Raw genomic sequence first — 15052 nt, 5'->3', positions numbered from 1 at the left:
CGGCCCCGGCACCCGCGCCCGCCCCGGCACCCGCGCCCGCCCCGGCACCCGCACCCGCCCCCGCGCCTGCTCCGGCTCCCGCTCCCGCTCCCACACGGCCTCAGCTCCCGCCCATCCAGGTGAACCCGGGCGACCTGCTCGACGGTGTGGGCGGCGCGGTGGACGAAACCCTCGAAACGGGCACGCAGCTGCCAGGCCAGATCCTCGGAGGAAATGGTGGCTGATATCGCCTTGGATTCATTCCCCGGCGCGCGAACCGTCCTCCGCGAACTCGATACCGCCGACGACCAGCCGGTGCTGCTGCTGATCCGTGGCCGAGCCGGAACTGGAAAAACAGTGCTGCTCAACGTTGTTCGCTCACATTTGCGCGAGCGTGGGATCCCGATGACGGATTCGGTACGCGACGACCCGGCCGACCGAGCTGTCCTGATCGCCGACAACGTGCATCGATACAGCTCCAACGACCTGCGAAATCTCTGCGCGGCCATCGAATCCGGCCGCCGCTCGGTGGTGCTCGCCGCCCAACCGCGCCCACACGATCCCCGACTACGTGTCCTGTCCGACATCGTGTCGCGACACGGCCGCACGGTGGAGCTGCGGGCGCTCGGCAGCGGCGACACCGCGTCGTTCGCCAGGGAACTCGGCGTGGCGGTGTCCCAGCCACTCGCTCTGCGCATCCATCAGCTCACGGCAGGTATTCCCGGTGGAGTCGTCGCGGCCCTGGCCGCCGCCCGCACGGCGCCGCTGGAGACCTGCGTGACGGCCGTCGACGAGGCGATCACCGCGTGGACGCGATCGATGCTCGACGCGGCGGAACCCGACCTGCTCGACGCGCTCGTGATCGCCGCGACCGGAACCGGGCTGGACGCCACCGAACTCACCGAGGTCCTCGGCGTAGACACCGCCACCGCCCACGATCTGATCGACCGCGCGCGGGCAGGCGCCTTGGTCACCGACGCCGACCTCTTGCTCACCCCCGCGGTGGGACCGCTGCGCATCCTGCTCGGAGATCGACGCTACGTCGAAGTTCAGCGCCGCCTGCTCGCCGCGCGGATCGACGCTGGACTGCTGCGCGACTGCACGGCGCTGATCCTGGCCGAGTCGGGCGTGGTCGACCCCCGGCTAGCCGAATTCCTTTGTCGCGCCGCGGAGAAATCGGGACACCCTGCGCGCTACTACGCGGCCGCGTCCGCCGCGGGCGCACCCGTCGAGTCGATCGCGTTGCGCTGGGCCGAGGCCGCCGCGCGGGCAGGCGACGCCGACACCGCTCTGCGGCTGGCCCAGCCGCTGCTCACCCAGGACGGCATCTCCGCCACCGAACTGGTGACCGCCGTGCGCGTCTGCGCGGCGGTGCTCACCCGGCGCGGCCTGGTGAGCCGCGCGGCCGGGTTGTACAACTGGCTCGGGCCCGATCGCGTTGGCGCCGATTGGGCGCCCGCCTCGATAGTGCTCACGCTGGCCGGGGAGACAGCGGCCGCGACCCGCATGGCCGCCGCGGCGCAGCTGTGGCCGCCGACCGAGGCCGACGCGGGCGCGCGGCTCATCGCGGGCGCGCTGCACGATTCCCTCGACCCCCACGGAACCGGCACGGCCACGGCGATTTCCGCACTTATCCAGGCAGGCAACACCGGTACCGACGATCGATATCTCCCCTGCTCGGCTGTCTCGATCGCCACGCTGTTGTGCCTGGGAACCGGCGAGCCGCGCCGGGCGGGCGACGCGCTGCGCCGGGCGGCGGGCCGGGGGGCGGGCCGTCAGCTCCCCGTCCTCACCGCCTGGGCCGCGTTGCTCGGCGGCGACGAGCAACACGCCGCGAACACCCTCGCCGAGATCGACATCGCCACGCTCGAACCGCGCGATCAGCTGCTCGCCCACGCGCTCGCCGTTGGGCTGGCCCGGCGCGGGGGCGACCACGCGGCGCTTTCGCGCGCATGGCAGTCCGCCAGCCCGCTGTTCGACGAGCTGGAAGCCGACCTGCTGAGTCTGCTGCCGATCGGCGAGCTCTGGCTGGCCGGCATCCGGTTGCGCGATGTGCGCCGGATCGAACCGCTGATCGACGCGGCACGCGGACTCCTACGCAAATTGGGCCGCGCGCCGGCTTGGACCAACCTGTTCCACTGGTACGGCGTCCAAGCCGCGCTCGCCGACGAATCACCGAGCGATCTGCTCCCCCACGCCCACGCGCTCAAGACCGCCGCGGCGGCAGGCGACCAGCAGGCCGCCGCGCTGGCCGACGCGGGCCGCACGTGGGTACTCGTGCTGCGCGGCCAGGTCGCCGCCGCCGAGGTGCAGGCCGCGGTGTCGGCACTGGCCGAGTTCGGCCTCACCTGGGACGCCGCCCGCCTGGCCAGTGAGGCCGCGCTGGCCGTCGGAGACTCCGCCACCGCGACCACGCTGCTCAAATTGGCCCGCTCGGTTCGCGCCAGGGCCCAGCCGGTGGAACAGCCCCTACCCGCGGTGCAGCCCCTGCCCCACGGTGCGGACGGGCCCGCCCCGCGGCCCCCTGCCACGGCCGCGCTCAGCGATCGCGAACGCGAGGTTGCCGAACTGGTGCTGCTCGGTCTGACCTATCGGGAAATCGGCGCACGGCTGTACATTTCCGCCAAAACCGTGGAGCATCACGTCGCGCGAATCCGACGCCGGATAGGCGCGCGCTCACGATCGGAATTATTGTCAATGCTCCGCGCCATGGGACACGGTTCACTGCTGGTGTAACTCGACGCGGACGACGTCGACGCCCGAAGCGAGGTAAACCGGATGGCCACTGGGGTCGGCCTGCGCATCGCCGATGACGAGTGCATCGCCGCGGTGGTCACCGAGGACGGCACGGTGCGAATCGTCGAACGCGACGCGCTGCTGCACATGTCCGACGAGGGCGATGCCGCGCTCGGCGGACCGGCGCCCACCGGGCACGCGCACTCGATCTCCGGTTTCGTCCGCGCGATCGGCGATCCGGCGGGTATCGATGTCGACGGTGGCGAGGCCTACCGCGCCGAGGACCTGCTGGCGACGGCGATGTTCTGCCTCATCGATCTCACCACCGAGCACCTCAGCGGCCCCGCCGAGTTCTACGCGACGCATCCGGCGCAGTGGACCCCCGAGGTGGTGCGCGGCGTGCGTGAGGCGCTGGACTATCTGGGCCTGAAGTCGGTGGCGCTGCTGGGCGAGGACGAACTGCCCCCGCCCGCCGAGGGCGTCGATCCCGGCCGCTCGTTCGCCACCGCCGCCGCCGAGGCCGCGCTGGTCGCGGTGCTGGCGACCCCGGCGGGCGCGACGCCGCCCGATCCGATCGTCACCGAGAACTCCCTCGTCGTCACCGACGTGATGCCCGCGCTGGCCCGGCCGGCGGCGACCGCGCAGGCCTACTCGGCGGCGATGCCGGTGACGGCGCAGCCGACGAAGGCGCTGGCCACCCCGACCTCGGCCATGCCGGTCGTGGTGGTGGAGCCGCGGGAACCCCGGCGCAGCCGCACGCCCCTGCTGATCGCGGTCGCCGCGCTGATCGGCTTGCTGCTCGGCGGCGTCGCGGTGTCGGTGGTGCTGCGCGGTAGCGAGACGACCGCGCCGCCGCCGATCTCCGACGCGAGCCCGGAATCGCTGACGGTGACGCCGACGCCCCAGCTGCCCCCGCCACCGCCGCCGGTCGTCGAGTCGACCACGCGGGCACCGGTCGTCACCACGACGCCCGAACCCGAGCCGGAGCCCTCGACCAGCACCGAAGCGCCGCCGACGACCACACCGGAGCCGACGCCGTCGCCCACCTCGACCCCGCCCGGCCGCAGCACGACGCGCCCGCTGCTGCCGTTCCAGACGTACCCGCCGGGGTATCTGCCCTCGCCCATGCGGATTCCCGGCTACAACTGATCCGGTGCGGGGGTACGGTAACCGCGCCCTTCGCGCGCCCGTGCCCTAGAGTGATGCGCTGATCGACATCACAGCCGCCGGCGGTGTTCTCGATCACTCGTGCCGACGAAGGGATTTCATGCGCAAGTTGGTGGCGCGTCGCGCCGCAGTCAAGGCAGCCTCCGCCGGTTTCGCCGCGACTGTTCTCCTGGCACCTCTGTTCGGCCCCGGCATCGCGACCGCGGAACCATCAGCGCCCCTTCAGCTTTCGGCCGACGCCTTACCCGCCGAGCTGGTGACCGCCCTCTCGCGCGACCTCGGGATGACCCCGACCGAATACCTCGACCGTGCCGCCCGCGCCCAGCAGCTGCGTGACTACGCCAGCGATTTCCGCGCCGAGAACCCCGACACCTTCGCCGGTGCCTGGATGACGCCGGAAGGCAAGGCCGTCATCGCCGTCACCAACGCCGAGGCGGGCAAGATCGCCGCGGCCGACGGCTACCAGACCCACCTCGCCCCGATCTCGGCCGGCGGCCTGGAGGGCGCGCTGGTGCAACTGGCCCAGTGGATCGCGAGCCTGCCGCGCGAGATCTCCGCACCGATCAGCTCCATCGCCATCGACGCGCTCAACAGCCAGCTGGTACTCAACATCGCCAACACCGGCCCCGGCCACCTGCTGAACCTGCCGACCCTGATCGCCACCATCAAGGTGGTGCTCTCCCCCGGCGGCGGCGGTCCGGTCGAGTACAAGCCGATGGGCGGCGACACCTACATCACCGCGACCAAGGACCTGCACGACACGACGCTGCGCGGCGTCGACGTGTGCTCGTTCGGTTTCAACAGCACCGACGCCGCGGGCAACGCGCTCAACATCTCGGCGGGCCACTGCAACCCGAACGTCGACAACGGCGGCACCGCGCCGGTCTACGTGCCGAACGTGCGCGACATCCCGAACAGTCCCGAGGTCGGCGCGTTCGCCAAGGCCGTGCTCGGCGGACCCGCCGCGCTGGACTACTCGGTGATCAAGCTGAACGAGCGCGCGATCAACGCGGGCATGGACCAGCCGCGGGTGCGCGGCGCGAACGGGACGTCGCTGACCATCACCGGCACCGCCGAACCGGTCACCGGCGCCCCGGTCTGCAAGACCGGCCAGTCCTCGACCTTCACCTGTGGTTTCGTCTCGGCGGACCATGTGGAGACCCAGCTGTTCACCGCCGAGGGCGTCAGCAAGACCATCCGCGGCTTCGCCAGCAGCGCCTGCACCCTGGGCGGCGACAGCGGCGGCGCGATCGTCACCGGCACCCTGGCACTGGGCATCACCAGCGGCTCCAACGCCGCCGAGGCGCCCAACTGCACCGAGGCCAACACCCAGCTGGCCCCGTACGGCGGCACCGCCTCGCTCGGCGTGCCGATCCGGCCGATCCTGACCGATATCGAAGCCACCTCGGGCGGGGGACTCGGTAGCGGGATCGCCGTGCGCACCAAGCCGAACGCGGGCTGACCTCACAACGAATCGCCGGACCGGACCGGGTGAGCGAAATCTCTTGCCCGGTCCGAGTAGGCATAACCCGCTCCAGCCCATATAGTTCGATCATGCTCCTGCCACGTATGGGTCGCACCCCGTCCGCGCGAAGCTCGAGAAGAGCTCGGAAGTCCGTGATCGCCGCTTCGGCGGCGATTCTGCTGTTCGGCCCCACGATGGCAGTCGCCGACGCGCAGCCCGCGCCGGCCGCCGACCTGCCCGCTCAGCTGATCGAGGCGGTCACGCGCGATCTGAAGATCTCCCCCGACGAGTACCTGCGCCGCGCCGATGTCGCGCAGCAGGTCGCCGCGTTCTCCACCACCGCGCAGCGCCAGTTCCCGCAGGCCTTCGCCGGCGCCTGGCTCAACGACGCCGGTAACGCCGTCGTCGCGCTCGCGTCCGGTCCCGGCGCCGATCAGGCCCGTGAGGCCGCCCAGTCGGCCGGTTTCGAGGTCCGCAACGTCGCCAAGAGCGAGTCCGCGCTGCGTGGCGAGAAGACCGCGTTCGAGAACTGGCTGGCCGCCGCGCCGCCGGAGGTCGCCAACCTGGTTCGTGGCGTCGTCATCGACACCGTGAACAACGCGATCGCGGTGCGCGTGGAGCAGGCCGGTCTGCCGCTGCCGAGCTTCATCGACCCGTCCCGCGTCGTCGTCACCGCGCCGCCGGTGGCCGGCGAGCGTGTCGACCTCTCGGCCACCCCGGTGGCCGGCGACGGCAACGGCGCGCTGGCCGGCGGCGACGCCTACGCCTCGGTGGTCGGCCGCAGCTCGCTGCGCTGCTCGCTGGGCTTCAACGGCACCGACCGCGCGGGCAACGTCATCAACATCTCGGCGGGCCACTGCAACCCCGACATCGGCTCGGCCGGTACCGGCAACGCCGCCGCCGTCTACGAGCTCAACGGTGACCGCGCGGGCGCCCAGCTGGGCACCTTCCAGAAGTCGGTGCTCGGCGAGCAGGACTACTCGATCATCCGGGTCAACGACAACGCTCGCGCCCGCTTCGAGAACAACCTGGTCCGCGTGCCGGGCAACGCCCCGATCGCGGTCGACGGCGTGGCCACCCCGGTGGTCGGCGCGCCGGTCTGCAAGTCGGGTGCGCGCACCGGCTTCAGCTGCGGCATCATCAACGGCGTCGACCAGACCGTGCAGGTCGGCGATCGTCAGCTCACCCAGAGTTTCTCGGCCAACATCTGCGCCCTGCCCGGTGACTCGGGTGGCGCGATCGTGACCGGCCGCCTGGCCCTGGGCATCTCCAGCGCGTCGTCGGTCGCCGACTACCCGATCTGCGAGATCCCGAACATCATCGGCGCGATCACCGGTGACGTCCCGCAGCTGTTCGCGCAGCCGCTGAGCGTCGTCCTGTCGGACAACCCGGGTCTGGCGGTCCGCACCAACTGATCGCGGTCCCACCGCAGGCACAGAGCAGCCAGAAGAGGCCGGTAGCAGTGCGCTACCGGCCTTTTCGGTGTCCAGGGCATGCTGGGGTCATGTGTCTGGTTCTGCTCGCTTGGCGAGCGCACCCCGAGTATCGGCTGATCGTGGCCGCCAACCGGGACGAGTTCTACACCCGTGCCACCGAGTCGCTGCGCTACTGGCCGGAGGAGCCGTCGCTGCTGGCCGGTCGCGACCTGGGCGCGATCGCGGTGGGCACCTGGCTCGGCCTGCGCACCGACGAGGCTCGCTTCGCGACGATCACCAATGTCCGCGATCCGCGCGACACGCCCGCCCACCCCCGCTCGCGCGGCGCCCTGCTGATGGACTACCTGCGCGGCGCGCACAGTCCACCCGAGTATCTGTCCGGGGTCGCGGACGCCGCGCCCGATACCTATGTCGGCTACAACCTGCTGACCAGCGATCTCCGCAGCCTGTGGTGGCAGTCGAATCGCAGCGGTGTCGGTCCCACCGAGCTGGCGCCGGGTCTGCACGGGCTGTCCAATGCCGCTCATGTGGCGACGGTGCCCGGATCTGTCCACAGTCGTCCCCAGGCCGACCCCACGGTCGTCGGCGTCGGCGCACCACCGCTGTGGCCGAAGGTCGGCAGCGGCCTACGCGGTCTGCGCGACATCGTCGCCACCGCACCGGATTCCGTCGACGACTACTTCGCCCTGCTCGCCGACCGCACCGAGGCACCCGATGATCGACTCCCGGACACCGGCGTCCCGTTGGCGCTGGAGCGCGCCGTCTCCGCCCGCTTCATCGCCCATGATCTGCACGGCACCCGGGCGAGCACGGTGCTGCTGATCCGGGAGGACGGTCGCTACACCATGGCCGAGCGCACCTTCGGCCGCCACGGCGTCGCCGGCGGTGCGGAATCGGTGTCCGGGGTACTGTTGCCGGATTGAGAAAACGCGGAAGGCCCCGCTCCGAATCGGAGCGGGGCCTTCGCGGTAACGCTGCTCGAGCGGTGCGGGATCAGTTACCCGGCGCCGGAGCCGAAGCCGCCTGGGTGGGCTTGTCGGCCCACACCGAGGTGTTCGGGGCCGCCTGCAGCACCTGCAGGAGCTCGAAACCGGCGACCGCCATGGTCGGGCCGCCGATGGCGATCATGCCGAGGATGCCGCCGATGGTGGCGCCCAGCGGCAGGCCGACGACGCAGCCGGCGAGCACGGCGATCAGGCCGAGGCCACAACCGACGATGGCGCCGATGGCGGTGCCGACGAAGGTACCGATCGCGGTGCCGATGCTGAACTTGCTGGAGAAGTCGTTGATCGCCTTCTGGTTCTCCTGGACCGAGGCGATCTCGGTGCCCTTGAGAACCGGCTGCGGGACGACGGTCTCCTGACCGATCTCGACACCGGCGGGCTTCTCCGGGGTCAGCGACAGGACCTTGCTGTCCTTGGCGACCTCGGTCTTCATCGGGATGTCGACGCCGTTGATCGCGTAATCGATCGGCAGCGAGATCACGACAGCCCCCCGACTGTCCTTGATCTCGGCGACCTTGGTCTTGGGAGCCTCCGGGGTCTCGCCCGCCTGCTCGACGATCGAGAAGGTGCCGTTCTGGAGGGTGGCGACGACGGTCTTGTCGACCAGCTTCACCGAGTACTTGATGTCCTGCGGGGCCTCTTCAGCATGCGAGGTGCCCATGGACACGGTCATAGCACCGATAACCAAGGCGGCTGCCGCAGTGGTCCTACGGAAGTTCATTCGGGTTCCAATCCATCAGGTGTGGTGCGGCGTGCGATCCGCGACACGCGAGACTCGTCAAGCAGAGACACACCGTGAGGTGTCCCTTACTTCTCCCCGAGCAGTGTGAAGACCGGCACAGCAGACAGAACAGCTGGAGCCTAATGGACTGAAACCCATGAGGCCAGAACGAATCTCACCGACCGGAGTAAGCCTGTCCTTAGCTCCGTCGCAGATCACGCACGGTTTACGGTGTTCACCAGCAGCCCTGGGAACCTTCCGGCAAACATTTATGTGATATTGCTCACAAGCAAAACCCAGGTCAAGCCGCAGTAAACAAGGTCAGAGCACAAATGCCGATCCTACGGTGGACACCGGTAGTTACTGGCCGGTAACTTAGCGCCGGTTACGATACGAGCCAACCGGGTGAGTTCGCCTCACCCAAGACCCTCGTGTTGCCTCTAAAGAAAGGTCGCGACATGAATGCCCTGACAATCACGTTGGGCACGATTGGAGCAGTGCTCAGCCTGTTCTGTTGGGCGTCGTTCCTCGGCGGCGCATGGAACATCGGCAAGGCCGTGACGATCGGGCAGTCCGCTCCGGACCGGTGGCGACCGTTCTTCCCGCGGTTCAAGACCATGCTCGTCGAGTTCATCGCGCACACCCGGATGAACAAGTTCCGCACCGTCGGCTGGGCCCACTGGCTCGTCATGATCGGCTTCCTGGCCGGTGCGCAGTTCTGGTTCATGGCCTATGGGCAGACCTTCGATCCCACCTGGTCGTGGCCGTTCATCGGCGAGACCTGGTGGTTCCATCTCGGCGACGAGATCCTCGGCGTCGGCACCGTCGTCGGCATCGCGACGCTGATGATCATCCGCCAGCTGAACCACCCGCGGTTGCCCGCGCGGCTCTCCCGCTTCAGCGGCTCGAAGTTCGGTCCGGCGTACTTCGTCGAGTGGGTCGTGCTCACCGAGGGCATCGGCATGGTGCTGGTGAAGGCCGGCGTGCTGTCGCTGACCGGACACTCCACCTGGACCGACCCGATCACCGGCCAGATCGCCAAGATCATCCCGGCCAACGTCACACTGATCTCGATCTTCGCGTTCATCAAGCTGATGTCCGGCATGGTCTGGCTGTTCGTGGTCGGCCGCAACATCACCTGGGGTGTGGCCTGGCACCGCTTCAGCGCGTTCTTCAACATCTACTTCAAGCGTGAGGCCGACGGCAGCGTCGCCCTGGGCGCGGCCAAGCCGATGATGTCCAACGGCAAGGTCCTCGACATGGAGAACGTCGACCCCGATGTCGACAACCTCGGTGTCGGCCGCATGGAGGACTTCTCCTGGAAGGGCTGGCTGGACTTCACCACCTGCACCGAGTGCGGTCGCTGCCAGTCGCAGTGCCCGGCCTGGAACACCGGTAAGCCGCTCTCGCCCAAGCTGCTGATCATGTCGCTGCGCGACCACGGTTACGCCGCAGCCCCGTACCTGCTGGCCGGTGGCCGCAAGGATCCCGGCGGCGACGAGATCGGTCTGGTCGACGCCGACGGCAAGCCCGACGAGGCGAAGCTGGCCAAGATCTCCGAGGCCGCCCGCGCCGAGTCCGAGCGCCCGCTGATCGGCGGCGAGGACGTGCACGGCGTCATCGATCCCGAGGTGCTGTGGAGCTGCACCACCTGCGGTGCCTGCGTCGAGCAGTGCCCGGTGGACATCGAGCACGTCGACCACATCATCGACATGCGCCGCTACCAGGTGCTGATCGAGTCGGAGTTCCCGTCCGAGCTGGCCGGTCTGTTCAAGAACCTGGAGAACAAGGGCAACCCGTGGGGCCAGAACTCCAAGGACCGCCTCAACTGGATCAAGGAAGTCGACTTCGATATCCCGGTCTTCGGCCAGGACGCCGACAGCTTCGACGGCTACGAGTACCTGTTCTGGGTCGGCTGCGCCGGCGCCTACGAGGACCGCGCCAAGAAGACCACCAAGGCCGTCGCCGAGCTGCTCGCCACCGCGGGCACCAAGTTCATGGTGCTCGGCGCCGAGGAGACCTGCACCGGTGACTCGGCTCGTCGCGCGGGCAACGAGTTCCTCTTCCAGCAGCTGGCCATGCAGAACATCGAGGTCATCAACTCGGTGTTCGAGGGTGTCGAGCAGTCGAAGAAGAAGATCGTCGTCACCTGTGCGCACTGCTTCAACGCGCTCAACAACGAGTACCCGCAGGTCGGCGGCACCTACGAGGTCGTGCACCACACCCAGCTGCTGAACCGCCTGGTGCGGCAGAAGAAGCTGGTGCCGGTGGCCTCGGTGTCGCAGAACATCACCTACCACGACCCCTGCTACCTGGGTCGGCACAACAAGATCTACAACGCGCCGCGTGAGCTCATGGAGGCATCGGGCTCGACCCTGGTCGAGATGCCGCGGCACGGCGAGCGGTCCATGTGCTGTGGTGCCGGTGGTGCTCGCATGTGGATGGAAGAGCAGCTCGGCAAGCGCATCAACGTCGACCGCGTGGACGAGGCACTGTCCACCAACCCGACCAAGATCGCGACCGGCTGCCCGTTCTGCCGCGTCATGCTCACCGACGGTGTCACCGCGCGTCAGGAGCAGGGTCAGGGCGAGGGCGTCGAGGTCGTCGACGTCGCGCAGCTGATGCTCGACTCGATCACTCGGGTCGACGCCGCCGAGCTTTCGGCGAACCTGCTCGTCGTCCAGGAGCCGAAGGCCGAGCCGGAGCCCGAGCCCGAACCGGAACCCGCGCCGGTCGCCGAGGTGGCCGAGCAGGCCGCCCCGAAGGCCGCGCCGACCGGCGGTGGTCTGGGCATGAAGGGCGCCGCGAAGGCCCCCGGCGGCGGTCTGGGCATGAAGGGCGCCGCCAAGGCACCGGGCGCCAAGGCTCCCGCTGCCGAAGCCGCTCCCGCCGAGGCCGCTCCGGCCAAGGGTCTGGGCATGAAGGGTGGCGCCAAGGCACCCGGCGGCGGACTCGGCATGAAGGGCGGCGCGAAGGCTCCGGGCGCGAAGGCAGCCGAAGCGGCGCCTGCCGCCGAGACCGCGGCTCCCGCGGCCCCGGTCAAGGGTCTGGGCATGAAGGGTGGCGCCAAGGCACCCGGCGGCGGACTCGGTATGAAGGGCGGCGCGAAGGCCCCCGGCGCGAAGGCTCCGGCCGCTCCCGCCGAAGCCGCCGCACCCGCCGAAGCCGCGCCCGCACCGGCCGCCCCGCCGGTCAAGGGCCTCGGCCTCAAGGGCGGTGCCAAGGCTCCGGGCGCGAAGGCTCCCGGCGCCAAGGCCCCCGCCGCCCCGGCTCCGGCCCCGGCAGCGGAAGCCGCCCCCGCAGCGGAAGCGGCCCCGGCCGCCGAAGCTCCCGCCGCGACCCCGGCCTCGGCTCCCACCGAGACCAAGCCGACGGTCGCCGCCAAGGGCCTGGCCATGAAGTCCGGCTTCAAGCGCCCCGGCCCGAAGGCCCCCGGCGCCGCAGCTCCGGCCTCCGCGGCCCCGGCTGAGCCGACGGCCCCGGCCGAACCGGCAGCCCCCGCCGAGCCCGAAGCCACGGCGGAACCGGCCACCCCGGCCGAGCCCACCAACGGCAACGGCAACGGCAACGGCACCCAGCCGGTGGCCCCGCCGACCGCCAAGCCCGGCGGCCTCGGCTTCAAGTCCGGCGCGAAGGCCCCCGGCCGCAAGAACTGACAACTGAAAAACCACGAGTGAGGCGCGGATTCCCCGGAATCCGCGCCTCGCTCGCGTTCACGCCCTTCGCTGCCGAACGCGGTCCATGGCAGCGCAGCGAGCTCTCAGCACTGGCTGGGCTCGTCGTTCTTCACCACGGACAGCACTGCTTGCGCCTCTCCGACCGGCGTCCCGGGCGCCGGTTCTTGCGCGACGACAACCCAATTGCGGTCCATCACCTGAGCTCGGCCACGACCACTGGCGTCCTCGGAGCGAGAGAAGAACACACCCGCGGCCTGGATCGTGTCCTGCGCTGCTTGCAGATTCATGCACACCACCGCGGGCATCAGCGCCGCAGGTGCTGGAGCGGCAGCGGGTGCGGTGGTCACCGGTGGGACTACTACCGGTGGCGCCGAAGACGTTGTCGGCGCGGGCGCGACCGTCGAGGGGCCGACTGCCGCGACCGTTGTCGTCGGCACGGTCGCCGACGGGGTGTGCGCTCCCGATGCGCTCTCGACCGCACAGCCCGTCGCTCCGACCAGCACTACCGTGGCTACACCGACCACTCGGCCGGCCATCGTCACATGATTCATCCTCAGATATCCCCTGCTCGCAGACGTCAGAGCGATCTCCTGACCGCCCCATCGCGCTCCCCCCGACAGGAGTGCTGCGCGAGCGTATCCCCGCTGCCGCAACCGAAAGGGCGATACCGGCAAGTAGCCGGCAACCGAATTCGCGTCAGCAGTCGGCGAACCAGGCTTTCGCGTAGCCCGCGGATTGGTAGGTGTAGTCCCAGGCCCAACGGGCCGGGGAGAGGTGGGGTTTCGGGTCGACGAAGAGCAGCTCGCCGGGCCAGCACTTGCCGAGGATGTAGCGGGCTCGGGAGATGTGGGGCGTGAAGGTGACGACGATGACGCGAGTCCAGTCGGTGCCGAGGCGGGCCAGTGCGCGGCCTTCGCCGAGGGTGGTGCGGGGACTGGGGTCGAAGCAGATGACCTCGAAGCGGTAGCCGCCGTGGCAGATCCGGTTGACCATCGGACTGTGCTCGTAGGGGTTGGAGATCAGGACGCGGGGCGCGTACCCCTCGGCGGCCAGCCGCAAGCCGAGCTGTTCGCGACCGTCGTGCGCGCCGCCGAGGACCAGGATCGCGTCGGCGGGCATCGGCGCGTCGACGCGCGGCCGCACATACACCGGCCACAGCGCGACCACCGCGACCAGCACCGCGAGCAGCAGCGCACCGAGAAGGAACCACAGCCGGCGCACCGGCTCGATGCTAGTGACGCGCCACCCACCCGACCCGATGACACGTCCACACCCGCGAACACCCTGCACACCCACGATCCGAACCTTGCACCCCGCAGGACACCATCACCGCAGGTAGCGGCCCCACGCGACCGGACGGCCGATCGATGTCTCCCCCTGTACACCAGATGTTGCGCCCCCTCTTGCCTCACTGACGCGGCGTAGCCACGCGCGCCGCTTACCAACAGAACTATGCGATGCACAGTCTTCGGAACGGGGTACCTGGGGGCCACGCATGCCGCGTGTATGGCCGAGCTGGGGCACGATGTGGTCGGGGTGGATGTGGATCCCGGCAAGGTGGCCAAGCTGGCCGACGGTGTGGTGCCGTTCTACGAACCGGGTCTGGACGAGGTGCTGCAACGCAACCTCGCCGCGGGCCGCCTGCGGTTCACCACCGACTACGAGGACGCCGCGGCCCACGCCGACGTGCACTTCCTGGGCGTCGGCACGCCACAGAAGAAGGGCGAGTACGGCGCCGACCTGAAATACGTCCACGCCGTGGTCGACACACTGGCCCCGATGCTGGAGCGCCCGGCGATGATCGTCGGCAAGTCCACCGTGCCGGTGGGAACCGCCGCGGCCCTGGGCGAACGGGCACGCGCGGCGGCGAACGTCGACGTCGAGGTGGCCTGGAATCCGGAGTTCCTGCGCGAGGGCTTCGCCGTGCAGGACACCCTGCGCCCGGACCGCCTGGTCCTGGGCATCGACAACGCCCGCGAGCGGTCGGCGTGGGTCGAGCAGCAGATCCGCGAGATCTACGCCGACCTGATCGCCGCCGAGATCCCCTTCCTGCTCACCGATCTGGCCACCGCCGAACTGGTGAAGGTCTCGGCGAACGCCTTCCTGGCCACCAAGATCTCGTTCATCAACGCGGTCTCGGAGGTCTGCGAGGCGACCGGCGCCGACGTGACGATGCTGGCCGACGCGCTGGGCTACGACGCCCGCATCGGTCGTCGATTCCTCAACGCCGGATTGGGTTTCGGCGGCGGCTGCCTGCCCAAGGACATCCGCGCGTTCATGGCCCGCTCCGGCGAGCTGGGCGCCGATCACGCCGTGGCGTTCCTGCGCGAGGTCGACAACATCAACATGCGCCGCCGCACCAAGGTGGTCGACATGGCCGCGCGCGCCTGCGGCGGCTCGCTGCTGGGCGCGAACGTCGCGGTCCTCGGCGCCGCGTTCAAGCCGGAGTCCGACGACGTACGCGATTCGCCCGCGCTGAACGTCGCGGGGATGATCCAGCTGCACGGCGCGGTCGTCACCGTGTACGACCCGAAGGCCGTGGAGAATTCGCGCCGGGTGTTCCCGACGCTGAACTACGCCACTTCGGTCGCCGAGGCGTGCGATCGCGCCGACGTGGTCCTGGTCCTGACCGAGTGGAACGAATTCACGGCGTTGACCCCCGCCGATCTGGATCCGGTGGTGCGGTCCCGTTCGATCATCGACGGTCGCAATTGCCTGGACCGCGCTACCTGGCGCGACGCCGGGTGGGTGTACGCCGGACTCGGTACCCCGTAGAGTGGCGATCCAAGCGGGGGCTGCCGGGCATAGATCCGAGTGTGCAGGCTCCGCATGTCGTGCAGTAGGGAACGAGATGGGCAGCTGATGAG

At 69.8% G+C, this 15052-nt stretch carries 11 protein-coding genes; 8 read left to right on the top strand and 3 right to left on the bottom strand.

What is annotated here, in order from left to right; all coding sequences use genetic code 11:
* From ATM97_RS04985 to ATM97_RS04960, 6 genes are all read left to right on the top strand, one after another.
* Window positions 1-224 (top strand): hypothetical protein (locus ATM97_RS04985; RefSeq protein WP_218716746.1); only part of this gene is annotated, 224 nt, incomplete at its 5' end.
* Window positions 225-384: 160 nt separating this feature from the next.
* Complete coding sequence (locus tag ATM97_RS04980; RefSeq protein WP_255587073.1) at window positions 385-2715, top strand: LuxR C-terminal-related transcriptional regulator; 2331 nt, start codon at window positions 385-387, stop codon at window positions 2713-2715.
* A gap of 42 nt (window positions 2716-2757) precedes the next feature.
* Window positions 2758-3864: a hypothetical protein gene (locus ATM97_RS04975; protein ID WP_218716744.1), complete on the top strand. Its 1107-nt coding sequence runs from the start codon at window positions 2758-2760 to the stop codon at window positions 3862-3864.
* Window positions 3865-3982: 118 nt separating this feature from the next.
* Window positions 3983-5344, top strand: coding sequence for a S1 family peptidase (locus ATM97_RS04970; protein WP_218716743.1), 1362 nt, complete (start codon window positions 3983-3985; stop codon window positions 5342-5344).
* 155 nt (window positions 5345-5499) lie between these two features.
* Window positions 5500-6762: a S1 family peptidase gene (locus ATM97_RS04965; RefSeq protein WP_374104828.1), complete on the top strand. Its 1263-nt coding sequence runs from the start codon at window positions 5500-5502 to the stop codon at window positions 6760-6762.
* Between the two features lie 89 nt (window positions 6763-6851).
* Window positions 6852-7706: an NRDE family protein gene (locus ATM97_RS04960; RefSeq protein ID WP_218716742.1), complete on the top strand. Its 855-nt coding sequence runs from the start codon at window positions 6852-6854 to the stop codon at window positions 7704-7706.
* 70 nt (window positions 7707-7776) lie between these two features.
* Here ATM97_RS04960 and ATM97_RS04955 read toward each other — a convergent pair whose 3' ends face one another.
* The gene (locus ATM97_RS04955; RefSeq protein ID WP_255587072.1) at window positions 7777-8448 is read right to left on the bottom strand and encodes a hypothetical protein; all 672 of its coding nucleotides are present in this window, start codon (window positions 8446-8448) and stop codon (window positions 7777-7779) included.
* Window positions 8449-8966: 518 nt separating this feature from the next.
* On the opposite strand from ATM97_RS04955, the gene ATM97_RS04950 reads away from it, so the two are divergent.
* Entirely contained in the window at window positions 8967-12164 is a 3198-nt protein-coding gene (locus ATM97_RS04950) for a (Fe-S)-binding protein (RefSeq protein ID WP_218716740.1), read from the top strand.
* A 104-nt stretch (window positions 12165-12268) separates the two neighbouring features.
* On the opposite strand, the gene ATM97_RS34200 is transcribed toward ATM97_RS04950, so the two are convergent.
* Window positions 12269-12532, bottom strand: a complete 264-nt coding sequence (locus ATM97_RS34200) for a calcium-binding protein (RefSeq protein ID WP_308248376.1) — start codon at window positions 12530-12532, stop codon at window positions 12269-12271.
* A gap of 349 nt (window positions 12533-12881) precedes the next feature.
* Window positions 12882-13406 carry a YdcF family protein gene (locus tag ATM97_RS04940; RefSeq protein ID WP_218716739.1) on the bottom strand — a complete coding sequence of 175 codons (525 nt, stop codon included), beginning with the start codon at window positions 13404-13406 and terminating at the stop codon, window positions 12882-12884.
* Between the two features lie 231 nt (window positions 13407-13637).
* On the opposite strand from ATM97_RS04940, the gene ATM97_RS04935 reads away from it, so the two are divergent.
* Window positions 13638-14960: a UDP-glucose/GDP-mannose dehydrogenase family protein gene (locus ATM97_RS04935; RefSeq protein WP_218716738.1), complete on the top strand. Its 1323-nt coding sequence runs from the start codon at window positions 13638-13640 to the stop codon at window positions 14958-14960.
* Window positions 14961-15052 lie beyond the last annotated feature (92 nt).

Source organism: Nocardia sp. MH4 (assembly GCF_019266065.1).
GTDB classification, from domain to species: domain Bacteria; phylum Actinomycetota; class Actinomycetes; order Mycobacteriales; family Mycobacteriaceae; genus Nocardia; species Nocardia canadensis.
The sequence above is the reverse complement of the archived record's forward strand: the minus strand, read 5'-3'. Positions and strand labels throughout refer to the sequence as shown.

What these genes read in the sequence shown, in the direction of transcription:
- ATM97_RS04960 (WP_218716742.1), top strand. Translation starts at nt 6,852, where the DNA reads ATGTGTCTGGTTCTGCTCGCTTGGCGAGCGCACCCCGAGTATCGGCTG.
- ATM97_RS04955 (WP_255587072.1), bottom strand. Translation starts at nt 8,448, where the DNA reads ATGGGCACCTCGCATGCTGAAGAGGCCCCGCAGGACATCAAGTACTCG.
- ATM97_RS04935 (WP_218716738.1), top strand. Translation starts at nt 13,638, where the DNA reads ATGCGATGCACAGTCTTCGGAACGGGGTACCTGGGGGCCACGCATGCC.
- ATM97_RS04950 (WP_218716740.1), top strand. Translation starts at nt 8,967, where the DNA reads ATGAATGCCCTGACAATCACGTTGGGCACGATTGGAGCAGTGCTCAGC.
- ATM97_RS04980 (WP_255587073.1), top strand. Translation starts at nt 385, where the DNA reads ATGACGGATTCGGTACGCGACGACCCGGCCGACCGAGCTGTCCTGATC.
- ATM97_RS04970 (WP_218716743.1), top strand. Translation starts at nt 3,983, where the DNA reads ATGCGCAAGTTGGTGGCGCGTCGCGCCGCAGTCAAGGCAGCCTCCGCC.
- ATM97_RS04975 (WP_218716744.1), top strand. Translation starts at nt 2,758, where the DNA reads ATGGCCACTGGGGTCGGCCTGCGCATCGCCGATGACGAGTGCATCGCC.